The organism is Macrococcus hajekii, assembly GCF_004359505.1.
Lineage (GTDB): Bacteria > Bacillota > Bacilli > Staphylococcales > Staphylococcaceae > Macrococcus > Macrococcus hajekii.
The window spans coordinates 613,164-639,429 of record NZ_SCWE01000001.1 but is presented as its reverse complement, the minus strand read 5'-3'; the positions used below and the strand labels follow the sequence as shown (position 1 = coordinate 639,429).

Sequence of the window (26,266 nt, the reverse complement as noted above, 5' to 3'; positions counted from 1 at the left end):
TACGCTAAAATTAAATAATTAGGAGATATCGAATGGATAATTTTTATGAAATCAAATTGAATAGTGGGAAAAAAGGCAAATCGAGAAAAGTTCAGATAAGTAAAGTAGATATTATATCACTTGAAAATAATGCAATTTCATATAGAGAATTATATAGAATATTTGACCCAGAAAAATACAATATGAATCCTAATGAAAAATTAGGCGGTGCTCATGTAAATCAATTGATTAAAACAGCTGAACAATTTTTCGATACAGTAACGAAAGAACCGAATCCAAACGATAAAAGGGCAAAACAAATTAGGTTTGGAAAGTTATATAATCAAGATGGACAACCGATTGAACGTATTAATAAGCGTAAAGATCTAGGAAAAGCTTCTTATTTATTTATGTACATAATATTAAATAATATATCCAAGAAAGAAATTCCTAATGTATATCAAACAAAAACTAGGTGGTTAGAAACTTTCGGCTTGATGCCCGCTTCATTTAATAGAGACTATTACTCATTTATTGATTCAAATGCAGTAAATGAAAATGGCAATAGCATACTTTTAGATGAGCTTTCAGAAGAAGGCTATTTTAATAAAACATACAAATACTTACATACTGAATATGATTTAGATATTTCAGATGAATCAGAATTAGATACCTCTAAGAAGATAATCGAAGTAGAAGTTAAAGAAAGTAGGAAGAAATCATTATTTCAAGCTTATATTAATAAATCTAAGTCATTTCTAATTAATAATTTTAATAGTGCTCTAAAAATTTTAGAAAGAGATAACATCATTTTTATAGACTCAAAATATCAAGGAGATTTAATCAAATTAAATGATAGTGGACATGAGTATACAGTAAACTATACTTTAAACCAAAAAGAAGAAGAGTACTTTAAAGAAATATATGAAACTTGCACAAAAGAATACGAGCAAAAGTTTGGTAAATCTTATAAAGTGTTTGATGTGGATTTTAGAAATATTATTAATGAGCAATTATCCAAAAAAGGTTTGAATAACGAAGACTCCAGAAGATTTAAAAGAATTTATAAGGTTTATTCTATTAAGTTCATACAAAATAATGATGATATTTTAAATTACGTTAAAGGAAATGAAGTTTTAAACTCTTATGAGGAAATGACTAGCTCTGAATTATGGGAAGTATTTAGTGAAATTTATATTAATTATTTTAATGATAGTAGTTCTAGGGATATTTCTAAGAGAAAAAAAGTATTAGATAATAAAGTAGAAAAAGGTTTTGGTTTTGGTGATGTTGAAGATTTTCTTTTAAGTGATTTGAAAGACATTAAGAATTTATCAAGTATGACAGAGGAATTAGAGAAATTGGCTACGAAGTTAATTAAAGAACGTCATAGAATTTCAATTAGCTGAGACTAAAACATCTATTTTACGAATTTATATAAGTATAGATAAGAGTGTGCTATCTTACTTTTTTTATCTATTTTTCTTTATAAATAATGGCGGAATAGTTTACATTATCATTTAATGATATGCTATCATTTTTGACAGTATTAATTACTGTAAGGTATAATTTTAGTAAGTAAACAGTAAGAATGCTTGATATTATCACTTTTTCACAAGGTTATGAATGTGGTATCACCATTGAGAAATTCAATGATATTAAAGAAGGCGATATCTTCGAAGCATTCGTAATGGAAGAAATTAAACGCGTATAATTTGGAAAATGCTGGTCATGATATGACCAGCATTTTTATTTGATATGATTTTACTTATTGAAGAGGGGAAATCTATCATCTGGATATTAAGAACTTTACTGGGCACTACAGATTGGTGAATGGACAGCTCGTCAGTGATAAAGAATATGTGCATAAAGATTTAACAGCTCAGCTTTACCAGCGCAACCACGAACCTAGTCACATATGGTAGTCACATGGGACGTTCCTCCACGATATTTGACATGCTGAACACAGCACACTATAATTAAATTCACTGAAATAGGGTATACTAACAGCGAGGTGATTAACATGAGTATGAGAAGTGAACGTGTCGGTGAACAGCTTAAGAAAGAATTAAGTGAAGTCATCAACCAGAAAATGAAAAATCCGAATATCGGTTTTGTGACAGTGACTGAAGTGGAAGTCACAGGAGATTTATCTCAGGCGACAGTCTATGTGACTGTTTTAGGTGAGGAGAGAGAACGTAAGAAGTCTCTTGAAGCACTTGAAAAATCGAAAGGATTTATGCGTTCTGAAATCGCACAGCGTATGGATCTTCGTATTGTACCGGAGCTTAAGTTCCAGTATGATGAGTCGATTGACTACGGTAATAAAATCGAGAAAATGATAGCTGACTTAAATAAAGGTCACTAATTAGACGGAAGACACTTTTTCATGTAAACTTTTTAATGAGTTTACGGGAAGGGTGTTTTTTTATGGACGGAATTATAGCGATTAATAAAGCGCGAGGTTTGACGAGTCATGATGTCGTATTTAAGCTGCGCAAAATATTAAAAACAAAAAAAGTTGGGCATACAGGCACGCTTGATCCGGAAGTGGATGGTGTGCTGCCCATCTGTATCGGTCGTGCGACACGTGTCAGTGACTATATGATGGATAGCGGTAAGCATTATATCGCAGAAGTGACACTGGGCCGACAGACGACGACAGAAGATCAGACCGGCGATACTGTCGCAGAAGAAGTTATCCATAGCGATCAGTTTTCATCTGAGGAGATTGATACAGCTTTACAATCTTTAGTTGGTGACCTTGAGCAGATTCCGCCTATGTTTTCGGCTGTTAAAGTGAATGGCCGCAAACTGTATGAATATGCGAGAGAGAACAAAGTCATTGAACGACCCTCCCGCACGGTGAGGATTCATTATATTAAACGACTGACAGAGTTGAAGTATCAAGATGATGTCGTTTCTTTTATGATTGAAGTCGGATGTGGTAAAGGGACGTATATAAGAACATTATCCACACAGATTGCTGAAAGATTAGGAACAGTGGGCCATATGTCAAAATTGACGCGTACAGCAAGTGGCGGCTTTACATTAGATGAATGTCTGACGCTTGAAGAGCTGCAGTCGATGCCATTAGAGAAGATAGAAGCTTATCTTCTTCCTTTGGAACGTGGTCTGAAAGACTTACCACAGCTTGAAGTGACAGAAGAACTGAAGGCACGTATTTTGAACGGACAGAAGCTTTCGCAGTTTACTCCGCCACTAGCAGATGAAACTGTACTCACCTACAAAGGCACTGCGCTCGCTATCTATATGCCGCATCCCGATAAAGAAGGCATCATTAAGGCAAGGAAGGTCTTTAACTGATAGAATAAAATCAAATCAATAGAAAGAGCTGACTTTATGGAAACTTTAGTAATCAATCGAGTAGAAGAAATGTATCACCACCCTGATATCGCATTAGCTATCGGATTTTTCGATGGTGTGCATCAAGGACATCTGGCTGTTATCAACCAGATGCTTGAGATAGCAGAAAATAAAAATCTTAAAAAAGCAGTGATGACATTCGATCCGCATCCATCAGTGGTTTTAAATCCGGAAAAGAAGCGGACAGATTATCTTACGCCGCTCAATGAGAAGAAAAGAATCTTTTCTGCGCTCGGTGTCGATTATTTATTTATCGTGCCGTTCACTTCAAGATTTGCTGCCATGTCTGAAAAGGACTTTATCCGTGATTATTTAACTAATAACCATGTGAAAGAAGTTATTGCCGGTTTTGATTTCACTTACGGCAAATTTGGTAAAGGCAATATGCTGAAACTGGCTGAAGATTGTCAAGGTTTCAATGTAACGACAGTATCAAAGAAGGCGATCAATGAGGAAAAGGTATCGACAACAGATATACGCGAACAGCTTAAGGCAGGACATATTAAACGTGCTAACGAGCAGCTGGGACGTCCTTATAAAATAGCGGGTATTGTAGTACAAGGCGAGAAACGGGGCCGGACGATTGGTTTTCCGACAGCTAATGTTATGCCTGATGAAGACTATGTTCTGCCAAAACTCGGTGTTTACGCAGTGACACTGAAGCAGAACAGTACCGAAGAAGTCTATAAAGGGGTCTGTAATATCGGCTATAAACCGACGTTCCATGATCCATCGAAATCAGCTGTCTCTATCGAAGTTCATATTTTTGATTTCAGTGATTCCATCTACGGCGAACGAGTGGAAGTTTACTGGCACGAATTCCTGCGTCCTGAACAGAAATTCAGTGGTATTGATGCACTGATTGCGCAGATTAATCAAGATAAAGAACAGGCTGTACAGATTCTTCGTGACATAAAGTAGTCTGCTATGATATAATAATTCGGTACCTTTCCTTGGCTTGTCGACACTCCGACGACGTGCTCGGGTCATGGTGAAAAAATAATAGGAGGTCATTTAATTATGGCAATTACACAAGAACGCAAAAACGAAATCATCGCTGAGTACCGTGTACACGATACGGACACAGGGTCACCAGAAGTACAAATCGCAGTTTTAACAGCTGAAATCAATGCGTTAAACGAACATTTACGTACTCACAAAAAAGACCACCACTCACGTCGTGGATTACTTAAAATGGTAGGTCGCCGTAAAAACTTACTGACTTACTTACGTGAAAATGATGTTCAACGTTACCGTGAATTAATTAAATCATTAGGTTTACGTCGATAATTTTTCAAATCGAAAGGAACTCACGTTTCTTTCGATTTTTTTATGACTAACTATTTAATAAATGATATGATGAAAGATATAAACTTGAGAGGAGCATTTTAATGTCTCAGAAAAAAGTATTTACAACTGAATGGGCAGGACGCCCGTTAACAGTGGAAGTAGGTCAGCTTGCTAAGCAGGCAAATGGCTCTGCTCTTGTCAGATACGGCGATACAGTTGTGCTGTCAACGGCTACTGCTTCAAAAGAACCAAGGGATGTTGATTTCTTCCCGTTAATGGTCAATTATGAAGAGAAATTATATGCTGCCGGTAAAATACCAGGTGGTTTCAATAAACGTGAAGGGCGTCCTGGCGAAGATGCGACATTGACTTCTCGTCTCATTGACCGTCCGATTCGTCCACTATTTCCTAAAGGTTACCGCAATGATATACAAGTCATCTCGATAGTGATGAGTGTGGATCCGGATAATACGCCGGAAATGGCTGCTATGCTGGGTTCATCTGTCGCTTTATCAGTGTCAGATATTCCATTTGGAGGGCCAATTGCCGGGGTTAACATCGGTCTGATCGATGATGAACTGATCGTCAATCCGACTGTAGAACAACGTGTAACCTCACTGTTAGATCTGCAAGTTGCAGGAACTAAAGATGCAGTTAATATGGTGGAAGCGGGCGCTAAAGAAGTGACTGAAGAAAAAATGCTCGAAGCCATTATGTTCGGTCATGCTGCTATCAAGGAACTCGTGGATTTCCAGCAGACAATTATTGATGCTGTCCAGCCAGCTAAAAAAGAGTTCGTGCCTGTTGAACCTAATCTTATCGTAGAAAATGAAGTGCAGGCTTACGCAGCAGAATTAGGCTTATCTCAAGCGATACAGACACAGGATAAACTGGAACGCGAACAGAATATTACAGCGGTAAAATTACAGATCATTGAAAAATACGAAGGTCAATCTGAAGAGACGATGACAGTGGTCAACAAGACATTTGATGGTCTCATTAAAGAAGAAGTACGCCGATTGATCACTGAAGAAAAAGTGCGCCCGGATGGACGTCATCCTGAAGAAATTCGTCCTCTTGACAGTGAAGTAGGTTTACTGCCTCGTGCTCATGGTTCTGGTCTTTTTACACGTGGTCAGACGCAGGCTTTATCTATAGCGACACTTGGTGCGCTCGGTGAACATCAGATTATTGATGGACTCGGTATCGAGGAGCAAAAACGTTATATGCATCATTATAACTTCCCGAATTTCTCAGTCGGTGAGACAGGTCCGATTCGTGCACCAGGACGTCGTGAAATCGGACACGGTGCACTCGGTGAACGTGCGCTTCTCCAGGTGATTCCGAATGAAGTGGAATTCCCTTATACGATTCGTGTCGTTTCTGAAGTACTTGAGTCAAATGGTTCTTCATCTCAAGCGTCAATCTGCGGTTCTACATTAGCATTGATGGATGCAGGGGTTCCGATCAAAGCACCTGTCGCAGGTATTGCTATGGGACTTGTTAAAAAGGATGCAGATTACACGATTCTCTCTGATATTCAGGGAATGGAAGATGCACTCGGCGATATGGACTTTAAAGTGGCAGGTACCGCTGAAGGTATTACAGCGATTCAGATGGATATCAAGATTGATGGTCTATCTGAAGATATTTTACGCGAAGCACTGGAGCAAGCTCGCCTAGGTCGTCTTCATATCTTAGATCATATGCTGAGCACGATTGCGGAACCAAGAAAAGAACTTAGCGCATACGCACCAAAAATTGAAATTATTCATATCAAACCTGATAAAATACGTGATGTTATTGGACCAGGCGGTAAGAAAATCAATGAAATTATTGATGCAACAGGGGTTAAAGTGGATATTGAGCAGGATGGTACAGTCTTTATCGGTTCAAGTGATGCAGCCATGATTAAAGAAGCGATTAAAATCATCGAAAATATCGTTCGTGAAGCAGTCGTCGGTGAAACATATCATGCGACGGTAAAACGTATCGAGAAGTTCGGTGCATTCGTAGAAATCTTCCCGGGCAAAGATGCACTTGTTCATATCTCTCAGCTGGCACATGAACGTGTCAACAAAGTTGAGGATGTCATTAAAATGGGTGATCAGTTCGATGTCAAGGTAACGGAGATTGACCGACAAGGGCGTGTCAACGCGTCAAGAAAAGAACTACTTGAGAAACCGAAAACTGAGGCTCCGAAGACTGAAGCACCAAAAACAGAAACGCCAAAAACAGATCAAATGAACACAGAAAAATAAACAAGCGGCTGCTTTTGCAGCCCTTTTTTTATAGGAAAGAGGGATTGATTGAAAAAGAACATCACAACGCTATTAACCTCGCATGAGACAGTACATATTGCTATTTATGTGAAGGTAGGTACGAAACACGAAGCAGGATATCCACACGGTATTGCTCATTTTACTGAACACATGCTATTTAAAGGAACGGAACAGTTTGATGCAAAATCATTCAGTGAAGAAATTGATGCAATCGGCGGTGAGGTTAATGCGTATACAACGAAAGAATATACTTGCTATTCTGTTAAGACTTTAAAACGATTTGAAGAACGAGCGCTAGCACTTATCGAAGAGATGATGACGCGCGCAACATTTCCTGCAGATGAGATTGAACGTGAGAAACAAGTCATACTTGAAGAAATTAAGATGACTGAAGATGATCCGGAAGACTATATATACGACTTGCTGCAGGAGAAGACTCTTTCAGATCACTATCGGGTCCCGATTTTAGGTACACGTGAATCATTACAGCACATATCAAGAGAAAAACTGTTGAATTTTTACCGTACTTTTTATACCGGTGATAACATGGTGATTTCATATGCAGGTCAGCGTCCAGATGCAATCGATGGTCTACAGTTACAAGAGGGGGAAACAACGACAAGGCTGACAGATTTCTCATTTAGTCCTTGTCAATTAACAGCACAACGCACATTGGAGCAAGCTCATTTTTTACTGGGATTTGAAGGCGTAGGTTATCATCATCCATTATATGATGCCTATAGCGTTTTCAGTTCTTATTTCGGTGAATCCATGTCTTCACCGCTCTTTCGTCGGCTGAGAGAAGAGCTGGGTCTCTGCTACAATGTTTATTCATCACTCGAGGCATTTGAAAATGGAGGCTTATTTACTATATATATGGCCTGTGATGCTCAGCATATCGAAGCTGCAAAAAATGAGATATTTAATCTCCTGAAGCAACCGCTGACAGAAGAACAGCTATCACGTACTAAAAATTATTTAATCACTTCTGCCTATATGGATAATGATTATGATGGACATATTATGGCTAGAAATGGCCGAAGTATTATGTATTATGGTCACCTGATTTCACTCGAGACATTTGAAGCACATATCAATGCAGTCACCCTTGAACAGATCGCTAAGGTCCAAATGTTTTTCGCGACTGAACCCGCACAGATTTTATTTAAATAATTGTGAAAACGTTTCATCTGGTATAAAATTCAAGTATATAAAACAGGAGGCGGTTAAATGGTTTTTGATAAAATTTCAGTGAATTCACATGTAATTGAAGCGGAAGGTCAGTATACGCAGGAAGAGCGTGCTGTAAGATTGACGACGCCGTCCGGCAGTATAGGACAATATTTTAATCAGCTGGAGTCAACAGGTGAAAAAGTAAATCTGATTATCTACAAGGATGAGGCAGAACGACTGAACGAAAAAGAGCTTTCACTGGAGAATATTACGGTTGCAGGCGGTCATTATCGTATCCAGCTTGTATAACGATTAAGGCGCTGAGGCGCCTTTTTTTATTGTGTTATGGGTTTCAAATAGCTTATAATAGAATCAATATGGATTGAACGGGAAAGAATTTTAGGAGGAACTATTTTGAATTTAGTAAAAAAAGAAAATAAGCACATTAAAATCACCCCTCTGGGTGGCGTAGGAGAAATCGCGAAAAATATGTATATCGTCGAAGTGGACGATGAAATGTTTATGCTGGATGCAGGATTGATGTTCCCGGAAGATGAGATGCTGGGCATTGATGTTGTAATACCTGATATTCAGTATGTAGTAGAAAATAAGCATCGTCTTAAAGGGATTTTCTTATCTCACGGACATCTGGATGCAATTGGTGCACTTAAATATATCATGCCAAAATTAGATGTGCCGATTTACGGGTCACGACTGACACTGGCGCTCGTTAAAGATCAGATGAAAGACGTTAAACTCGACAAAAAAATTAAATACTATACTGTCAACAATGAGTCAGTTATGCGCTTTAAGGGTGTAAATGTCACTTTCTTCAACACGACACACAGCATTCCGGATGCGCTCGGTATCAGCGTCCAGACTTCACATGGCGCCATCGTCTATACAGGTGAATTTAAATTTGACCAGAGCGTTACAGGTGCTTACCAGCCGGATATCAATAAGATGACTGCTCTTGGACAGTCAGGCGTTCTTGCACTGATCAGTGACTCTACTGAAGCAGAAAAGCCGGGTTATAATACGCCTGAGAACGTTATTGAAAGTCATATCAGTGATGAATTTGCACGCGCGAAGGGTCGTATCATTATTTCATGCTATGCTTCTAATTTTATTCGCATTCAGCAGGTTATCAATGCGGCTGCGAAAAATAATCGCAAAGTGACATTCCTGGGTAAGTCTCTTGAAAGCTCATTCAATATTGCCCGAAAAATGGGTTACTTTAATATTCCTGAGCAGCTGCTCATTCCGATTAAGGATGTGGCAAAATATCCTAAAAATGAACTCGTTGTTATTTCAACGGGGGCACAAGGTGAGCCGATTGAAGCACTTGGTCTGATGGCGCAGCAGCGTCATAATATCATGAATATTGAAGAAGGCGATACTGTCTTTATAACGACAACACCTTCATCTGGTATGGAAGTGATTCTTGGTTCTACCATTAATCACCTCGTTAAGGCCGGTGCACAGGTTATCTCACCGGATAAAAAAATTCATGCTTCAGGTCACGGTTGTATGGAAGAACTCAAGATGATGCTGAACTTTATGCAGCCTAAATACTTCATTCCAGTTCAAGGTGAGTTTAAAATGCAGATTGCCCATGCTAAACTCGCTGCTGAGACAGGCGTTTTACCTGAACATATCTTCTTGCTTGAAAAAGGAGATGTTGTGACGTTTGATGGTGAAGAGATGCGTGCAAATGAAAAAGTAATCGCAGGTAATGTCCTCATTGATGGTATCGGTGTCGGAGATGTCGGTAATATCGTACTGCGTGACCGTCGCTTGCTCGCTGAAGATGGGATCTTTATTGCAGTTGTAACACTTGATGCAAAATCAAAACGGATTGTTGCTGGACCACAGATACAATCACGCGGTTTCGTTTATGTACGTGAAAGCGAAGAACTGTTGAAAGAAGCAGAAGATAAGGTCCGTGCTATCGTGGAAGAGGGCTTAATGCAGAACCGAATTGAATGGTCTGAAATTAAGCAGGATATGCGCGATAAGTTAGGTAAGTTCCTGTATGATTCAACGAAGAGAAGACCGATGATTATTCCGGTTATCTCTGAAATCTAAATACTAATAACAATAAACAAGCTTTCTAAGCTTGTTTATTTAGTTTTAACGAGGTGAAGGACATGGCAATCGCAAAAAAGAAGCCTAAAACTAAATCTAAACGAAAAACAAGAAAGAAGTCTGAACAGCAGCCCTATATTTATCTGATAGCGCTTGTCCTGCTGGGCCTTTTAGTACTGGGCCTTTTTCAGTTCGGATTGATCGGTCTCGGAATAGATTGTCTGATGATCATGTTCACTGGTAGTGCCCGCTACTTTACATATTTGTTTATTTTCCTGACTATTATCTATTTCACGGTCAATCAGAAGATGATGCCTTTTAACAGACGACTGCTGGGCTGGTTAACCATTCAGATTGCCTTATGTCTGCTTCTTGAACTCGGCAGTCGACTGGCAGGCAGTAAGCATAAACCCTCATTTAATTCGATATTTGAGCATGAATCAGACTCACATTTACATTTTCATGGCGGCGGCGGAGCCGGTTACTACATCGAGTCTGTTCTATCAACACTGATCAGCCCAATTGGCAGTATTGTCGTAACGCTCATTTTGTTTGGTATAGCCGGCATTCTGATTACAGGCCGATCAGTCAGACAGGAAGCAAAGACTGTCTTCATGTATCTGATGAAATTGGCTTCAGATCTTAAAGAAAAATGGTCCACTCGAGAACGACGACAACCAAAAGATGTCAGTGAACTGACTGATATAACACCGGAACCGATCAGTGCGCCTGAACCCGATGAATATGCAGTTGAACCGCAGGACTTCAGCGCTAAAAGTGAAAGGTTAACAAGTGATGAACGAGATATTGAGTCAACTGAACCCGAATTACTCGAAGAAGCCGAACCTGCAGCAGAAAATGAGAATACCTTCACGGATGAAGATTCCAATTACCAGTTGCCGCCTATCAGTCTGCTCGATAGTCCGAAGCAATCAGTAAAATCGGATATGAAGACAGTTAAACAGCGAGGACAGCTGCTTGAAAATACTTTAAGAAATTTTGGCGTCGATGCTAAAGTCAGTCAGATCAGAATTGGGCCGGCAGTCACACAGTACGAAGTCCATCCGGCACTCGGCGTCAAAGTGAGCCGGATTGTCAATTTGTCCAATGATATTGCACTGGCACTGGCAGCAAAGGATATCAGAATAGAGGCGCCAATACCCGGCAAATCTGCTGTAGGGATTGAAGTGCCGAACAGCTCTACTTCTATGGTGACGTTAAGAGAGGTGCTGGAAGAGGAGCCTGTTACATCAAATAAGCTTAAAGTAGTGCTTGGTCGTAATATTTCAGGAGAAGCTATCACTGCTGAACTGAATAAGATGCCCCATCTTCTAGTGGCAGGTTCAACAGGTAGTGGTAAATCCGTCTGTATCAATGGTATTATCACAAGCATCCTGATGAATGCTAAGCCACATGAAGTGAAGCTGATGATGATAGACCCTAAGATGGTTGAACTGAATGTCTATAATGGCATTCCTCATCTGCTGACGCCTGTAGTAACCAATCCTCAGAAGGCGAGTCAGGCTTTGCAGAAAATTGTAGGTGAGATGGAACGGCGTTACGATCTTTTCAGTCATACGGGTACGCGGAACATCGAAGGTTACAACCAGTACTTGAAAAGACAGAACGATGAACTGGAGGAGAAGAATGCGCTCTTGCCTTACATCGTAGTGATTGTGGATGAACTGGCGGACTTAATGATGGTAGCCAGTAAAGATGTGGAAAGTGCCATTATGCGTATTGCTCAGATGGCACGTGCTGCAGGTATTCATCTGATTATTGCTACGCAGCGTCCGTCTGTCGATGTCATTACCGGATTAATCAAAGCAAATATCCCCTCCCGCATTGCATTTGCAGTCAGCTCGCAAGTGGATTCGAGAACGATTCTCGACACTCAAGGTGCTGAGAAGCTGCTCGGACGAGGAGATATGCTGTTTCTGCCAGCCGGCCAGTCGAAGCCGACACGTATTCAAGGTGCTTTTTTATCAGATAATGAAGTGGAGGCAGTGGTTGACTATGTAACGCAGCAGCAGTCAGCGAACTATATAAAAGAAATGGAGCCGGAGGAAACAGTGGCCACAGATTCACCATCAGATGATCAGCTCTATTTCGATGCACTGGATTTCGTGGTCAGAGAACAGAAGGCGAGTGCATCTCTGTTACAGCGACAATTCAGAATAGGCTATAATAGAGCTGCAAGACTGGTGGATGATTTAGAAGCGAATCAGATTATTGGACCCGCTCAAGGGAGTAAACCAAGACAAGTGCTTATCAATCCGGAAGAAGGAGGACAATAATGTCTGTTGAACAATCAATTGTAACAATTAAGGACTGGATCATCGCACGAATTCAGAACGGTACATTTAAAAAGGATGAACCGTTACCGAGTATTTATGACATGTCTCGTACATTACATGTCGTTCAGGATGATGTTGAAAATGCACTGCAGGAATTAGTGACTGAACAGATCGTGACAGAACGCTTTCATGAAGGTTATTTTATTAAGCATGAACCTACATTTTTCTATCCTGTTGATAATTTAAAGAGTATTACGACGATGATTGAAGAAAAGGGATATACAGCAGGATCAATCATCATCAGTCAGGATCCAGAGATTCCCTCAATCGATGATAAAAGAATACTTGAAGTAGAAGATGATCGTCATATCATTGTTCTGGAGAGAATGCGGACTGCAAATGGTGCTCCTATAGCTTACTGCCTCGATAAAATAGTGGATGATTCACTGATTATAGAATGTGCAAATGGCCAGTTATCCTTATTTGAAGTGCTGAAGGATAAGCCTGATTTTCAGATTAAATCTGCAATCTGTGAAATCGAGTCAATCAGTTATGAACCTCATATTTCGAATATGCTGGAATGTTCTCCAGAAGAAAGTCTTGTACTGGTGCGCCAGATACATCAAAATAGTGCAGGTCGTCCTGTCCTATATTCACTTAACTATTTCAAATCCAGTCAGATTAAATTTCAAATTAAGCGAGAGATGAAGTGATTTTATGATACCTATACATATCAAAAATGAGAACAAGTTCAAGACGGTGACCATAGCGCTGAAATTCAAGGCACCTATTGACGATAAAACAATAACAGAACGAGCACTATTATCTAAAATTTTAACGAAATCGACTGCCGATTTTCCGACTGAACAAAGTCTGTATGATTATTTATCTGACTTATACGGCGCCCATTTGTCGAGTTATGTCTCAAAACAGAAGACAGCGCATATCATCACCATCAGCATTGAATTTATCAATGATAAGTATATTGACGAACAATTATTTGATCGTTGTTCACAGCTACTCGCTGATGCTGTCTGGCGTCCTTATTTACAGAATCAGGCATTTGACGACCAGAAAGTGACGCAGGAGAAACAACTGCTTGCTGCCCGATTCGACCATATCAAGGATAATAAGGCACAGGCAAGTTTTCAGAGTATGCTGCAGGAAATGTTTGCAGGTCAGAGCTACCGCTTCCCGAGTATTGGGTTTGCTGACCGATTGATTGACGTGACTCCGCACAAGCTTTACCAAGCATACCGTTCTATGCTTGAGCAGGATGAGAAGTCTCTCTATGTCATCGGTGATATTGACGATACAGTGCGACGATCATTAGAAGAGAAATTTAATTTTTCACAGCAGTCTATAAAGCTGCATACACTCGATCTACCAGTGAAGTCTAATCCTTCATTTGTGACAGAACACGCGACGACTTCACAAGCTAGAATCAATATGGGCATGACAGTGCCTGTCACTTATGCCACACCTGAATACTTCAGCTTTATAGTGATGAATCAGATGTACGGGGGTGATGCGACTAGTCTCTTATTTATGAATGTACGCGAAAAATTAAGTTTAGCGTATCAGATTCATTCACAGATTGATGCTCGTCTCGGTCTGATGTATGTCATTGCCGGCGTACAGAATGTAACATATAAAGAAACCGTCGATACGATTCTTGAACAGCTGGACTTGATTAAAAAAGGTGATTTTTCAACAGGCTTACTGTCAACAGCCAAGAAGATGCTGGTCAGTCACCGCAAAGAGAACCTGGATCGTCCGCGAGGCTGGATAGAACAGAGTTATGCTTCAACATTTGATGCGACTGTTTTGACAACTGATGACTGGATAAAAGGGATTGAATCAGTCACGAAACAAGATGTCATGCAGATAGCGAATGAAGTAAATGTTCAGACTATATACTGTCTGGCAGAAGAGGTGAAAGCATGAAGAAAAAATATTATGCTGAAATAGATGAGACATTATATGAATCGACACTTCAAAATGGTTTGAAGCTATTTGTCATACCTAAGCCAGGTTTTCAAAAAACTTATGTAACATTGACGACAAAATACGGTTCTTTACATACAGATTTTGTGCCATACGGTGAAGATAAACTTCATCATACACCGGAAGGAATCGCTCACTTCCTTGAACATAAAATGTTCGAAAAGGAAGCGGGTGATATGTTTAATATGTTTTCTGAGCAAGGTGCCTCCGTCAATGCATTCACTTCATACGACCGCACAAGCTATTTATTCACCGCTGTCGATCATGTTGAGGAAAATATTCGTCTGCTGTTGGAGATGGTTCAGAAACCTTATTTTTCAGCTGAATCAGTACAAAAAGAAATCGGTATTATCGCTGAAGAAATTAAAATGTACCAGGAACAGCCGAACTACAGATTGTATTATCAGACCTTACAAGGCATGTATCATCAGCATCCAGTAAGACAGGATATTGCCGGTACTTTAAACTCCATCAGTGAGGTAACAGCAGATACGCTTTATGATTGTTACTATACGTTCTATCGCCCTGAGAATATGGTCATGTTCATTGTGGGGCATGTCGATCCTGAACAGATTACAGCCTTTATTGAAGCACATCAGTTCACTGCATACACAGAACAATATCAACCTGTTCTAAAGGAAATAGATGAACCCGCATCAGTCAAGGCTCATGAAGTAACATCACCTTCTGATGTCTCACGCCCTAAACTGATGCTGGGCATTAAAAGTGACTGTCATCACATGAATCATCCACTGATTCAGACCGAGTTTGAGATGATGTTTATAATGGAGCTTCTTTTCGGTGAACAGAGTGATTTTTATCATGAACTGCTTAATGATGGACTTATTGATGATTCTTTTGGCTATAGTTTTGTTCTTGAACCTACTTTTTCACATATGCTGATTGCAGGAACAACGAATGAACCCGATAAATTGAAAGAGCGTCTTCTGAATCGACTTAAAGAAACAGAACTTGACGAGAAGGCCTTCAGACGACTTGTTAAACAGACGACAGGAGAATATATTGCGAGTTTTAATTCTCTTGAATACATTGCAAATCAGTTCACAAGATATTATTTCAATGGCGCTATTTTATTCGATATTGTCAATGTGCTGGATCAAATCAATCTGGAAGATGCCCTCCATACATTTAGACATGCAATAAATATTGATCATGTAACAGATAGCAGGCTGCTTCCAAATGGCTAAATATTTAGTTACAGGAGGAAGCGGAGATATCGGTCGAGCGATTATTGTTACTTTACTTGCTGAAGGCCACTCAGTTATCTGTCAGTATTATTCTTCTGATCTGGATGAATTGAAAGCATTTTTTAATAGTCATCGCGTTGAATACTGGCAGGCTGATTTAAGTCAGCCATTTGACAGACCGAATCTATTTGATGGATTAGACGGCATGATTTATGCTGCCGGATGCGAGAGCTTTGGTTTAATTCAGGACTTCAGCGCACAGCAGATTGACGCACAGTATTATATTCACCTCAAAAGCTTGATTCTTCTCAATCAATGGATGATGCCTGGTCTGCTGCAGAAGCAATATGGTAGAATTATAGTAATCAGTTCAATATGGGGTGAGACAGGTGCCAGCATGGAGAGTCTTTATGCAACGATGAAAGCAGGTCAGCTTGGACTCATTAAGTCTCTGGCGAAGGAACTCGCGTTAAGTTCTATCACAGTCAATGCCGTGACACCTGGTCTTGTAAGAGGAAGAATGACGGATGCACTGGATGCAGAAGCTATTCTGGAGGAAATACCGCAAGGTGAACTTGTTGAGCCCGAAGAGGTCGCATTTTTAGTCAATTATCTTCTGGATAAAAAAGCGCAGCATATGACAGGTCAGGTTCTGAGGTTAAATAGTGGCTGGCTGATATAGGAGGCTAATATGGATAAGGAATGGTATCTGGAATATGAAATCAAAGTGAATCGACCGGGTCTATTAGGTGATATCTCTAGCTTGCTCGGTACGCTCGGCATCAGTATTATTACCATTAATGGGGTTGATGCAGGACGCCGAGGGATGCTGCTTAAGGTCGACAATTACGAGAAGATGGTTCGATTTGAGAACATCGTCCGTGAACTGGATGAAGTGCGAATCATTAAGATTAGAACGCCGCTTCTGCAGGATAGATTGGCTGTCCGGCATGGACGCTATATTCAGCGTGATGTAGCTGATCGTAAAACATTTCGTTTTGTCAGACAGGATCTCGGTATACTGGTTGATTTTATGGCTGAGTTATTCAAGCAGAATAGTCACTGTTTATTGGGAATCAGAGGAATGCCACGTGTAGGTAAGACTGAATCAGTCGTTGCAGCCAGTGTCTGTGCGCATAAGAAATGGCTATTCATATCCTCAACTATGATTAAACAGACGGTTAGAAGCTCTCTGTTCAAAGGAGAATATGACAGCAGCTATATATATATAATTGACGGTGCGCTGACGAGTAAGCAGCAGGATATGAAACACCTTCAACTCGTCAAGGAAGTGATGGCGATGCCTGCAGTGAAGGTGATTGAGCATCCAGATTTATTTGTGGCCAACAGTGAATACACGCTTGAAGATTTTGATTATATTATTGAACTGCGTGAAACAGACGACCAGGAGATCACTTATGAACAAGTGAACAAAAATAACTTGTTTGATTCAGAGGGATTTGGTTTCTTCGAGTAGTGGAGGTAAGTAAATGAAACCGATTGGTAAAATTTTAAAGAGCAAACGCGAATCACTCGGTATGACATTGCTGGATATGGAACAGCGAATCAGAATCCAGCGACAGTATATTACAATGATTGAGAACAATGACTTTGAATCACTGCCTAATCCGGACTACGCAGTAGGGTTTGTAAAAAAGTATGCGGACAGTGTTAATCTTAACGGGGATAAATTGATAGAAGAACATCAAGCAGAACTGCCGACCTCTAAAATATCGGCTAGAGAAGCAAAAAAAGCGTTAAAGACGCATACTGCACAGGATACTGAAGTCGTACTTCCCTTAATAAAGCTTATTGCCCTTGTGACAGTGCTCTGTACAATAGTGTGGCTTTTTGCTGTTTATCTATTTCCTGCTGAAGAGAAATGGGAAGCTGAATCTATCAATCCTAGTCGCAATATCGCATCTAAAAGTGAGACGACAACGAAACCAGTTGCGAAAAATAAGGAACAAACAAAAGAACCTGCCGCTACAACAGTGAACTATCACTCATTTGATGGTACTGTTCTCAACTATGACGTCAAAACTAATGAGCCGGTCAGCATCAGAATTAAGTCATCTGTACCTGCATGGATACAGCTGGATGATGATCAGAAAAAAAGCTATACATTTCAGAACGTCACTGATCGTACAGTGAAAATTAATAAGAACGTGAAGACGTTCAGACTGATGTCCGGCAACGATCCGTCACTAACTGTAACGTTAAATGGACAAAAAGTTGATGTGCCGAAAGATGCAGAACAACTGATTACAAGAACTTATCAGTTTAATATTATGAAAGAGAAAGGAGCATAATTTTGAATATTCCTAATCAGATAACAGTAGCACGTGTACTGCTGATTCCTGTATTTTTGGTTTTTTTACTTGCTGATTTTAATATGGGACATCTGCAGTTTCTAAATAGTATGGATATGCGAGTGGAACAGTTTATTGCAGCACTTATCTTCATATTTGCTTCACTGACCGACTGGATAGATGGGTATTTAGCACGGAAATGGCAGCTGGTCACGAATATGGGTAAGTTTCTGGATCCCCTTGCAGACAAACTGCTTGTAGCTTCAGGTCTTATTGCACTCGTTGAATTAGACGTTATTCCTTCATGGATGGCCATTATCATCGTGGCGCGTGAATTTGCGGTAACAGGGCTTAGACTTCTTCAGATTGAACAAGGATTTGTTTCCGCTGCAGGTCAACTCGGTAAGATTAAGACAGCTGTGACTATGATAGCGATGATTTTGCTGCTTTTAGCTGAGCCATTCGGTATGAATCTCGGTTACTGGCTGATGTATGCAGCAGTATTTTTTACCATTTTATCTGGAATCGAATACTTCTATCATGGACGAGATGTCTTCCGTGGATCAAAATAATAGGAATTTTTCCTATTATTTTTTTTATGAAGAATAGCAGGTTCATCATTATAATTTCATCAATTTTAGAGCTATTTTCATCAAAAACAGGTTTTAAAAAATACGAACAGATGTTTGCTTTTTGCTTGCTATTTAATTCAAAAGTCAGTATAGTAAGAGATGTAAAGTAAACAATAAAACAACGAATAAACGGCAACGTTTAAGGAGGATATATATTTGAGTGAACGTCAAAAAGCTTTAGATACTGTCATTAAAAATATGGAAAAATCATTCGGTAAAGGTGCAGTCATGAAACTGGGTGAAAGCACATCACGCAATGTTTCAACGATTTCAAGTGGTTCAATCACACTTGATAATGCGCTTGGAGTAGGCGGTTATCCTAAAGGTCGTATCATCGAGATTTACGGTCCTGAAAGTTCAGGTAAAACAACTGTCGCGCTTCATGCAATCGCTGAAGTACAGGCGCAAGGTGGCGTAGCAGCATTCATCGATGCAGAGCATGCGCTTGATCCAGTCTATGCTAAGAATCTAGGTGTAGATACTGAAAATCTTTATTTATCACAGCCGGACCATGGTGAACAAGGTCTTGAAATCGCAGAAGCATTTGTCCGCAGTGGTGCAGTTGATATCATCGTTATTGACTCAGTGGCAGCCCTGACACCTAAAGCTGAGATTGAAGGCGAGATGGGTGACTCACATATGGGTCTGCAGGCACGTCTGATGTCTCAAGCGCTTCGTAAGCTATCAGGAGCTATTGCTAAATCTAATACAATTGCTATTTTCATCAATCAGGTTCGTGAGAAAATCGGTGTAATGTTCGGTAACCCTGAAACAACTCCAGGGGGTCGTGCCCTTAAATTCTATAGCTCTGTACGTCTTGAAGTCCGTCGTGCAGAACAGCTTAAAATGGGGATGGATGTCGTCGGTAACCGTACGAAGATTAAAGTCGTTAAGAATAAAGTAGCACCTCCATTTAAAGTGGCAGAAGTAGATATTATGTACGGTAAAGGGATATCACGTGAAGGCGAAATTATCGATTTAGGCGCTGAGTATGAAGTGATTGATAAATCAGGTGCATGGTATTCATACAATGGTGAACGATTAGGTCAAGGTAAAGAGAACGTGAAGAACTATATGAAAGAAAATCCTGATGTAATGGCAGAGATTGATCGCAAAATCCGTCAGGAGATGGGAATTATTGCGCCTGACGAAATCGCTGATACTAGCGACCAGAATAAGAGCAGTGATAATGAGCCCGCTTTAGATACGCCAGCCGATGATTTATTCGATGACGAATTAGTTTAATACATTCCTCGAACTGGAGTCTTCGGACTTCAGTTTTTCTTTAGCTTAATGAAGACGACACCTTGACTTTATTAGGACTAAAACCGTACAATTGAAGTGTATATGATTGATATTATATATTCTTTACATTAACTATTTAACTAGATAAAAAGCAAAAAGGAGGTGTTTATGTATGGTTATCCTCTTATTCATTTTGCTTGGCATCGTTGTAGGTGTTGCTGCAGGTTATTATCTAGCTAAAACGAATTTGACGAATCAGCAGATTCAGGCAAGGCAGACTGGTGAGCATATCGTGAAAGAAGCTAGAAAAGAAGCCGAAAGTCTTAAAAAAGAAAAACTGCTGGAAGCTAAAGAAGAATATCAGCTGCGCAGTGATCGTCTGGAAGACGAATATCGTAATAGACGATCAGATCTTTCAAGACAGGAAGCAAGATTACTTCAAAAAGAAGAAAACTTAGATCGAAAAAGTGAGCTTTTAGATAAAAAAGATGAGCTTTTAGAACAAAAAGAATCTAAAATTGAAGCAAAACAACAACAAGTTGATGCGCTCGAGCAAAGTGTTCAAGAAATTATCGCCAAACATGAACAAGAATTGATTCGCATCTCCGGACTGACTCAAGAAGAAGCTAAACAGGAAATTATCGATCAAGTAGAAGATGAACTTTCTCATGATATTGCAGTTGTGATTAAAGAGAAGGATCAGGAAATGAAAGATACAGTCGATAAAAAAGCCAAAATGTTACTTGCGACTACGGTTCAGCGCTTAGCTGCTGACCATACTTCTGAATCAACAGTGTCGGTGATTAACTTACCGAATGATGAGATGAAGGGTCGTATCATTGGTCGGGAAGGACGAAATATTCGTACGCTTGAGACACTGACAGGGATAGATTTGATTATTGATGATACACCTGAAGCAGTGATTCTTTCTGGATTTGATCCAATCAGACGAGAAGTTGCAAAGATTGCACTACAGAATTTAGTATCTGATGGACGTATTCATCCAGGACGTATTGAAGAAATGGTTGAAAAAGCCAAAAAATCAGTAGATGAAAGTATACGGGAAGCCGGTGAAGCGGCAACATTTGAACTCGGTATTCATAATTTGCATCCAGATTTAGTTAAGATTCTAGGCCGTATGAAGTTCAGAACAAGTTACGGTCAGAATGTGCTTAAGCACTCTGTAGAAGTTGCACATCTTGCTGGTATGATGGCAGCTGAGCTAGGAGAAGACGTTACACTCGCTAAGCGAGCTGGACTGCTTCACGATATCGGTAAGGCAATCGATCATGAGGTTGAAGGAAGCCACGTTGAGATTGGCGTAGACCTTGCGAAGAAATACAAGGAGCATCCGGTCGTTATCAACGCTATACACTCACATCATGGTGATGTTGAGCCGACATCCGTGATCTCAATATTAGTGGCGGCAGCCGATGCACTTAGCGCAGCAAGACCGGGCGCAAGACGGGAAACACTTGAGAATTATGTCAGACGTCTTGAACGACTTGAACAGATTTCAGAAAGCTATGATGGCGTTGAGAAATCATTCGCTATTCAGGCAGGACGGGAAATTAGAATTATTGTTTCTCCTGAAGAAGTGGATGATCTTAAAGCACATCGACTGGCGCGAGATATTAAAAAGCAGATTGAAGAAGAGCTTCAATATCCAGGCCATATTAAAGTAACCGTTGTGCGTGAGATGAGAGCAATCGAATACGCGAAATAACAGCAACAGAGAATTCTCTCTGTTGTTTTTTATGTTTCTAAAGTACATCTATCATGCTATGATTGAGAAAAGAGACAAAGGGGAGAGATGGATATGTTTAATAACTATTCAGTGATGGGGACGACTTATATTACACATAAGGACAAGTGGTACCGGGTAGAATTTCTGAAAAATGAAATTCGTGGTGGGTTAGCAAGTGTAAAATATATTGCTGTGACGACAGAAAATCAGCAGACTCGTTTTTTTGAATTCAATGAGCCAATCAATGAATTTAAGTTTGCTAAAAATATTATTGAAAAACATTATGCCTAAAAAAATGAGCACTTTAAATGAGTGCTCATTTTTTTAAAAATATATTATTAATATAATTATATTATGTAAACTTGAAAAGATTAAAATATAAAACCACTCTAAGGAGTGGTCGGTTGCGCTTGTCCATTCTGTATATTGCGTGATTGTTCGTAGTTTAATACAGCTGATCCGTTATTCTGCTGGATAGGCGGAATGATGCCTTGGGAGACTGCTGATTGAAACGCTTCAGATTTTTGTGCCTCGGTATAATTTCCATAAATAATTTGTTCAAGCTGTGCTTGATTAGTGACATTTGTTGTCGTTTCACTAGACGGCAGTTCAGTCGTTGTTTCCTGAGTTAACGGCGCTTCCGTTAAAGGTTGTTCCGTTAAAGATTGTTCAGTTATAGGTATTTCTGTCGAAGGTACTTCAGTCATAACTTGTTCTGTCGAAGGTGATTCAGTAAGTGGAAATTCTGTAGTAGGTGCCTCGGTATAAGGCACTTCTGTTATTACCTCATCAGTTACGACTTCTTCTGTCGCTGTCTCTTCAGATTTTTGAGCTTTCTTCTCGCCACGTTGCTGACTTTCTTCAATTGCTTTTTTAGCTTTTTCAGTCAGATCAGAGTTTGCTGTCGTCTTCTCTTGTTCAGCTGAACCACATGCTGCGAGCGTAAGAGAAGCAGCACACAACAGAATAGTTATTTTATTAAAATGCATTAATATAAACCTCAATTCATAATGTAGTTTTTCTTAGTTTAACATACACCGCCTGATTTATTAACTGCACTGTTTTTTCATTGCATACGTTCTCTGCTATAATGAAACAGAAAATAGTTGAAGGAGAATATGATGAGAATTTTATTTATTGGCGATATCGTCGGCTCTATCGGTCGTGATATGCTGGCAGAATATTTGCCGCAATTAAAGTTAAAGTATCATCCGAATTTTACCATTGTCAATGGTGAAAATGCTGCTCACGGCAGAGGAATTACGGAAAAAATATATAAGTCTTTTATGACGCAAGGTGTTGACTTCGTGACACTGGGAAATCACACATATGGTCAGCGGGAAGTCTATGATTTTCTGGATGAAGATATTAAGATGATTCGTCCTGCGAATTATCCCGCGGAAGCACCAGGTGCTGGCATGAAGATTGTGCGTTTCAATCAGGATAAGCTGGCGGTTATTAACTTACAAGGTCGTGCGTTTATGCCTACGATCGATTGTCCTTTTAAGAAAGCTGATGAACTGATTGCCGAAGCACGTAAAGAAACACCTTATATTTTTGTTGATTTTCATGCAGAGACGACTTCTGAAAAGGGAGCTATGGGTTATTATCTGGATGGGCGTGTCAGCGCTGTTGTAGGGACACATACCCATATTCAGACTGCCGATGAACGGGTACTTCCTCAAGGGACAGGCTTTATTACAGATGTCGGTATGACAGGCTATTATGATGGGATTCTGGGTATTAACAAAGATGAGGTCATTCATAGATTCCTGACTTCTATGCCTGTAAAGCACATCGTCAATGAACAAGGACGCGGTACTTTATCAGGTGTCTTTATTGAACTCACTAAAGAAGGTAAAACTAAAAAAATTGAACGCATTCTGATCAATGGTGATCATCCTTTTATCGGCCATTAGTCTGAATTTTAATGAATAACCTGCACAGAGCATGTTCCTGTGCAGGTTTTCTGTTATATTGAATGGTGAGATGAATTGTAGGAGGATGAACTTTTTGAAATCACAAATTTCATGGAAAGTCGGCGGACAGCAGGGTGAAGGAATTGAGTCTACAGGTGAGATTTTTTCAACTGCTTTAAATAGACAAGGTTATTATTTATATGGTTATCGTCATTTCTCAAGTCGTATTAAAGGGGGACATACGAATAATAAGATTCGTGTGTCAACACAACCTGTATATGCGATCAGCGATGATTTAGATATTCTTGTGGCATTTGACCAGGAGACAATAGACGTAAACTACAACGAGCTTACTTCAGAAGGTGTTATTTTAGCAGATGGCAAGTTTAAGCCAGAAAAACCTGAAGATTTCGAAGGTAAGATGATTGAAATAGACTTCACAGAGATTGCGAAGGAACTCGGCACTGCTCTGATGAAAAACATGGTAGCAGTAGGGGCAACAGCACAACTGATTGGTCTATCATTAGAACCGTTTGAGCAGCTCGTTGAATCAATGTTCAGTAAAAAAGGTGAGAAAATTGTCGAACTGAATAAACAGGCATTACAGATGGGTGTTCAGGAGATGCAGCAATATGGTGATGAATTAGGAGACCGTTTCTATCTGGAGTCAAGCGACCAGGAAGGTCATCTCTTTATGATCGGTAATGAAGCGATTTCTCTTGGCGCACTGGCTGGAGGAGCTCGTTTTATGGCGGCATATCCTATCACGCCCGCATCAGAAATCATGGAGTATATGATTGATAAATTACCTCGGTTCGGTGGCACAGTCATCCAGACAGAAGATGAGATTGCGGCGGCGGTTATGGCAATCGGTGTTAACTATGCCGGTGTCAGAGCTTTTACTGCTTCAGCAGGGCCCGGCTTATCACTGATGATGGAAGCGATTGGCTTATCAGGCATGACTGAACAGCCTCTTGTCATCGTCAATACAATGCGCGGAGGCCCATCAACAGGACTACCGACTAAGCAGGAGCAGTCTGATTTAATGCAGATGATTTACGGTACGCATGGTGATATCCCTAAAATTGTTATAGCACCCACAACTGTTGAAGATGCTTTCTATTTAACGATGGAAGCATTCAACCTGGCAGAAGAATATCAATGTCCAGTTATCTTATTGAGTGATTTACAGTTATCACTTGGTAAACAGACTGTACCTGTTCTGGATTACAATCGTATCGATGTCAGACGTGGCAACATTATGACTGAAGTACCTGACAGTGAAGAAAAGGAATACTTCAAACGTTATGAAGTTACTGACACAGGTGTTTCTCCGAGAACATTGCCAGGGACAAAGAATGGTATCCACCACGTCACAGGTGTAGAACATGCTGAGGATGGTAAGCCTTCTGAGTCACCGGTCAATCGCATTAAGCAGATGGAAAAACGGATGCGTAAAATTGAAGCACTGAAAATTGAGCAACCAGTCGTTGAGAGTGGACAGCATGAAGAAGCAGATGTATTAGTTGTCGGTTTTATCTCTACACATGGTGCCATTGAAGAAGCGATGACACGTACTGATATTAATGTCAATCATCTTCAGATCAGACAGCTGCATCCATTCCCAGTTGAAGAAGTGCAAGCTGCATTTGATAAAGCTAAAAAGGTAATTGTGACTGAGAATAACTTCCAAGGCCAACTGGCACAGATTATTAAAATGAATACTAATCATCAGAATAAAATCACTAGTTTCGTCAAATATGACGGCACACCATTCCTGCCGCATGAAATTGAAGATAAAATCAATGAAGTGGTAAATGAAGGAGTCGACAAATAATGGCTACATTTAAAGATTTTAGAAATACAGTTAAACCAAACTGGTGTCCTGGTTGCGGAGATTTCTCTGTACAGGCTGCTATACAAAAAGCCGCTGCCGGTGTCGGTCTTGAACCGGAGAATCTGGCAGTGATTACGGGTATCGGTTGTTCAGGTCGTTTATCCGGCTATATTAATTCCTATGGTTTCCATAGCATCCATGGTCGTGCATTACCGCTCGCTCAAGGTGTTAAAATGGCGAATCAGGAACTGACCGTTATCGCTTCCGGTGGTGATGGTGATGGATTTGCTATTGGTATGGGCCACACAATCCATGCACTGCGCCGAAATATTGATATCACATATATTGTTATGGATAACCAGATCTACGGCCTTACGAAAGGTCAGACATCACCAAGCTCAGCACATGGTTTCGTGACGAAGACGACACCTAAAGGTTCTATTGAGAAAAACGTTTCGCCACTCGAACTGGCACTGACAAGCGGTGCGACATTTATTGCACAGAGTTTCTCATCTGATATTAAGGAACTGACTGCTATTATTGAAGCAGGTATTCAGCATAAAGGGTTCTCATTTATCAATGTCTTCTCTCCTTGTGTAACTTATAATAAAATTAATACGTATGACTGGTTCAAGGAGAATATTACTAAACTTGCTGATATTGAGAATTACGATGCGACAAGTAAAGAGCAAGCACTCTCAACTGTTATGGCACACGAGGGTCTTGTGACGGGTATCGTTTATCAGGATACTGAAACACCAAGTTATGCTGAACAAATCGATGGTTTCAGCGGCAACTTATCACAGACTGAGATGAAAATTACACAGCCCGAATTTGATGATCTTATGGTACAATTTAAATAA

Annotated in this window: 24 protein-coding genes and 1 pseudogene; 24 read left to right on the top strand and 1 reads right to left on the bottom strand. The window is 40.0% G+C overall.

Going from position 1 to position 26,266, the window contains the following annotated elements; translation table 11 throughout:
* Positions 1 to 32 precede the first annotated feature (32 nt).
* The 21 genes and pseudogenes from ERX37_RS03455 to ERX37_RS03360 all read left to right on the top strand — a co-directional run bounded on the left by ERX37_RS03455 (position 33) and on the right by ERX37_RS03360 (position 21,938).
* A complete protein-coding gene (locus tag ERX37_RS03455; protein WP_133429241.1) occupies positions 33 to 1,388 on the top strand; it encodes a hypothetical protein in 1,356 nt (451 codons plus the stop codon).
* Positions 1,389 to 1,576: 188 nt separating this feature from the next.
* Positions 1,577 to 1,693 (top strand): annotated as a pseudogene (locus tag ERX37_RS11595) (hypothetical protein); the annotation flags it as partial.
* A 309-nt stretch (positions 1,694 to 2,002) separates the two neighbouring features.
* Entirely contained in the window at positions 2,003 to 2,347 is a 345-nt protein-coding gene (gene rbfA / locus ERX37_RS03450) for a 30S ribosome-binding factor RbfA (protein ID WP_133429240.1), read from the top strand.
* Between the two features lie 62 nt (positions 2,348 to 2,409).
* Positions 2,410 to 3,306, top strand: a complete 897-nt coding sequence (gene truB, locus ERX37_RS03445; protein ID WP_133429239.1) for a tRNA pseudouridine(55) synthase TruB — start codon at positions 2,410 to 2,412, stop codon at positions 3,304 to 3,306.
* A gap of 36 nt (positions 3,307 to 3,342) precedes the next feature.
* Positions 3,343 to 4,287, top strand: a complete 945-nt coding sequence (locus tag ERX37_RS03440) for a bifunctional riboflavin kinase/FAD synthetase (protein ID WP_133429238.1) — start codon at positions 3,343 to 3,345, stop codon at positions 4,285 to 4,287.
* Positions 4,288 to 4,386: 99 nt separating this feature from the next.
* Entirely contained in the window at positions 4,387 to 4,656 is a 270-nt protein-coding gene (rpsO, locus tag ERX37_RS03435) for a 30S ribosomal protein S15 (RefSeq protein ID WP_133416971.1), read from the top strand.
* Between the two features lie 101 nt (positions 4,657 to 4,757).
* Positions 4,758 to 6,917, top strand: a complete 2,160-nt coding sequence (gene pnp, locus ERX37_RS03430) for a polyribonucleotide nucleotidyltransferase (protein WP_133429237.1) — start codon at positions 4,758 to 4,760, stop codon at positions 6,915 to 6,917.
* Positions 6,918 to 6,965: 48 nt separating this feature from the next.
* Positions 6,966 to 8,111, top strand: a complete 1,146-nt coding sequence (locus ERX37_RS03425; protein WP_133429236.1) for a M16 family metallopeptidase — start codon at positions 6,966 to 6,968, stop codon at positions 8,109 to 8,111.
* 57 nt (positions 8,112 to 8,168) lie between these two features.
* Positions 8,169 to 8,420 carry a hypothetical protein gene (locus ERX37_RS03420; RefSeq protein WP_133429235.1) on the top strand — a complete coding sequence of 84 codons (252 nt, stop codon included), beginning with the start codon at positions 8,169 to 8,171 and terminating at the stop codon, positions 8,418 to 8,420.
* 105 nt (positions 8,421 to 8,525) lie between these two features.
* Positions 8,526 to 10,199, top strand: coding sequence for a ribonuclease J (locus ERX37_RS03415; RefSeq protein WP_133429234.1), 1,674 nt, complete (start codon positions 8,526 to 8,528; stop codon positions 10,197 to 10,199).
* A 62-nt stretch (positions 10,200 to 10,261) separates the two neighbouring features.
* A complete protein-coding gene (locus ERX37_RS03410) occupies positions 10,262 to 12,496 on the top strand; it encodes an FtsK/SpoIIIE family DNA translocase (RefSeq protein WP_133429233.1) in 2,235 nt (744 codons plus the stop codon).
* Entirely contained in the window at positions 12,496 to 13,209 is a 714-nt protein-coding gene (locus ERX37_RS03405) for a GntR family transcriptional regulator (RefSeq protein WP_133429232.1), read from the top strand. The genes ERX37_RS03410 and ERX37_RS03405 overlap by 1 nt, the downstream gene beginning before the upstream one ends.
* Before the next feature lie 4 nt (positions 13,210 to 13,213).
* Positions 13,214 to 14,443 carry an EF-P 5-aminopentanol modification-associated protein YfmF gene (yfmF, locus tag ERX37_RS03400; protein WP_133429231.1) on the top strand — a complete coding sequence of 410 codons (1,230 nt, stop codon included), beginning with the start codon at positions 13,214 to 13,216 and terminating at the stop codon, positions 14,441 to 14,443.
* On the top strand, positions 14,440 to 15,711 hold the full coding sequence (yfmH, locus tag ERX37_RS03395; protein ID WP_133429230.1) for an EF-P 5-aminopentanol modification-associated protein YfmH: 1,272 nt from the start codon (positions 14,440 to 14,442) through the stop codon (positions 15,709 to 15,711). Before yfmF ends, yfmH begins: the two co-directional genes overlap by 4 nt.
* The gene (gene ymfI, locus ERX37_RS03390) at positions 15,704 to 16,393 is read left to right on the top strand and encodes an elongation factor P 5-aminopentanone reductase (protein WP_133429229.1); all 690 of its coding nucleotides are present in this window, start codon (positions 15,704 to 15,706) and stop codon (positions 16,391 to 16,393) included. The genes yfmH and ymfI overlap by 8 nt, the downstream gene beginning before the upstream one ends.
* A 9-nt stretch (positions 16,394 to 16,402) precedes the next feature.
* The gene (locus ERX37_RS03385; RefSeq protein WP_133429228.1) at positions 16,403 to 17,188 is read left to right on the top strand and encodes a DUF3388 domain-containing protein; all 786 of its coding nucleotides are present in this window, start codon (positions 16,403 to 16,405) and stop codon (positions 17,186 to 17,188) included.
* 13 nt (positions 17,189 to 17,201) lie between these two features.
* Positions 17,202 to 18,023, top strand: a complete 822-nt coding sequence (locus ERX37_RS03380) for a helix-turn-helix domain-containing protein (RefSeq protein WP_133429227.1) — start codon at positions 17,202 to 17,204, stop codon at positions 18,021 to 18,023.
* Positions 18,024 to 18,025: 2 nt separating this feature from the next.
* On the top strand, positions 18,026 to 18,595 hold the full coding sequence (gene pgsA / locus ERX37_RS03375) for a CDP-diacylglycerol--glycerol-3-phosphate 3-phosphatidyltransferase (protein WP_133429226.1): 570 nt from the start codon (positions 18,026 to 18,028) through the stop codon (positions 18,593 to 18,595).
* A gap of 258 nt (positions 18,596 to 18,853) precedes the next feature.
* Positions 18,854 to 19,900 (top strand): recombinase RecA, encoded by a 1,047-nt coding sequence (recA, locus tag ERX37_RS03370; RefSeq protein WP_229713114.1) that lies wholly within the window; start codon positions 18,854 to 18,856, stop codon positions 19,898 to 19,900.
* A 172-nt stretch (positions 19,901 to 20,072) separates the two neighbouring features.
* Positions 20,073 to 21,626 carry a ribonuclease Y gene (gene rny / locus ERX37_RS03365; protein ID WP_133429225.1) on the top strand — a complete coding sequence of 518 codons (1,554 nt, stop codon included), beginning with the start codon at positions 20,073 to 20,075 and terminating at the stop codon, positions 21,624 to 21,626.
* 93 nt (positions 21,627 to 21,719) lie between these two features.
* Complete coding sequence (locus tag ERX37_RS03360; protein ID WP_133429224.1) at positions 21,720 to 21,938, top strand: hypothetical protein; 219 nt, start codon at positions 21,720 to 21,722, stop codon at positions 21,936 to 21,938.
* A gap of 98 nt (positions 21,939 to 22,036) precedes the next feature.
* Here ERX37_RS03360 and ERX37_RS03355 read toward each other — a convergent pair whose 3' ends face one another.
* Complete coding sequence (locus ERX37_RS03355; RefSeq protein WP_133429223.1) at positions 22,037 to 22,636, bottom strand: hypothetical protein; 600 nt, start codon at positions 22,634 to 22,636, stop codon at positions 22,037 to 22,039.
* 132 nt (positions 22,637 to 22,768) lie between these two features.
* On the opposite strand from ERX37_RS03355, the gene ERX37_RS03350 reads away from it, so the two are divergent.
* The 3 genes from ERX37_RS03350 to ERX37_RS03340 all read left to right on the top strand — a co-directional run bounded on the left by ERX37_RS03350 (position 22,769) and on the right by ERX37_RS03340 (position 26,266).
* Positions 22,769 to 23,566 (top strand): TIGR00282 family metallophosphoesterase, encoded by a 798-nt coding sequence (locus tag ERX37_RS03350; protein WP_133429222.1) that lies wholly within the window; start codon positions 22,769 to 22,771, stop codon positions 23,564 to 23,566.
* 94 nt (positions 23,567 to 23,660) lie between these two features.
* Entirely contained in the window at positions 23,661 to 25,403 is a 1,743-nt protein-coding gene (locus ERX37_RS03345; protein WP_133429221.1) for a 2-oxoacid:acceptor oxidoreductase subunit alpha, read from the top strand.
* A complete protein-coding gene (locus ERX37_RS03340) occupies positions 25,403 to 26,266 on the top strand; it encodes a 2-oxoacid:ferredoxin oxidoreductase subunit beta (protein ID WP_133429220.1) in 864 nt (287 codons plus the stop codon). The genes ERX37_RS03345 and ERX37_RS03340 overlap by 1 nt, the downstream gene beginning before the upstream one ends.

Excerpts from the sequence above, each read along its gene's own strand:
- ERX37_RS03455 (WP_133429241.1), top strand. The coding sequence starts at position 33 with ATGGATAATTTTTATGAAATCAAATTGAATAGTGGGAAAAAAGGCAAA.
- rbfA (WP_133429240.1), top strand. The coding sequence starts at position 2,003 with ATGAGTATGAGAAGTGAACGTGTCGGTGAACAGCTTAAGAAAGAATTA.
- truB (WP_133429239.1), top strand. The coding sequence starts at position 2,410 with ATGGACGGAATTATAGCGATTAATAAAGCGCGAGGTTTGACGAGTCAT.
- ERX37_RS03440 (WP_133429238.1), top strand. The coding sequence starts at position 3,343 with ATGGAAACTTTAGTAATCAATCGAGTAGAAGAAATGTATCACCACCCT.
- rpsO (WP_133416971.1), top strand. The coding sequence starts at position 4,387 with ATGGCAATTACACAAGAACGCAAAAACGAAATCATCGCTGAGTACCGT.
- pnp (WP_133429237.1), top strand. The coding sequence starts at position 4,758 with ATGTCTCAGAAAAAAGTATTTACAACTGAATGGGCAGGACGCCCGTTA.
- ERX37_RS03420 (WP_133429235.1), top strand. The coding sequence starts at position 8,169 with ATGGTTTTTGATAAAATTTCAGTGAATTCACATGTAATTGAAGCGGAA.
- ERX37_RS03410 (WP_133429233.1), top strand. The coding sequence starts at position 10,262 with ATGGCAATCGCAAAAAAGAAGCCTAAAACTAAATCTAAACGAAAAACA.
- ERX37_RS03405 (WP_133429232.1), top strand. The coding sequence starts at position 12,496 with ATGTCTGTTGAACAATCAATTGTAACAATTAAGGACTGGATCATCGCA.
- yfmF (WP_133429231.1), top strand. The coding sequence starts at position 13,214 with ATGATACCTATACATATCAAAAATGAGAACAAGTTCAAGACGGTGACC.
- yfmH (WP_133429230.1), top strand. The coding sequence starts at position 14,440 with ATGAAGAAAAAATATTATGCTGAAATAGATGAGACATTATATGAATCG.
- ymfI (WP_133429229.1), top strand. The coding sequence starts at position 15,704 with ATGGCTAAATATTTAGTTACAGGAGGAAGCGGAGATATCGGTCGAGCG.
- ERX37_RS03385 (WP_133429228.1), top strand. The coding sequence starts at position 16,403 with ATGGATAAGGAATGGTATCTGGAATATGAAATCAAAGTGAATCGACCG.
- ERX37_RS03380 (WP_133429227.1), top strand. The coding sequence starts at position 17,202 with ATGAAACCGATTGGTAAAATTTTAAAGAGCAAACGCGAATCACTCGGT.
- recA (WP_229713114.1), top strand. The coding sequence starts at position 18,854 with ATGGAAAAATCATTCGGTAAAGGTGCAGTCATGAAACTGGGTGAAAGC.
- rny (WP_133429225.1), top strand. The coding sequence starts at position 20,073 with ATGGTTATCCTCTTATTCATTTTGCTTGGCATCGTTGTAGGTGTTGCT.
- ERX37_RS03360 (WP_133429224.1), top strand. The coding sequence starts at position 21,720 with ATGTTTAATAACTATTCAGTGATGGGGACGACTTATATTACACATAAG.
- ERX37_RS03355 (WP_133429223.1), bottom strand. The coding sequence starts at position 22,636 with ATGCATTTTAATAAAATAACTATTCTGTTGTGTGCTGCTTCTCTTACG.
- ERX37_RS03350 (WP_133429222.1), top strand. The coding sequence starts at position 22,769 with ATGAGAATTTTATTTATTGGCGATATCGTCGGCTCTATCGGTCGTGAT.
- ERX37_RS03340 (WP_133429220.1), top strand. The coding sequence starts at position 25,403 with ATGGCTACATTTAAAGATTTTAGAAATACAGTTAAACCAAACTGGTGT.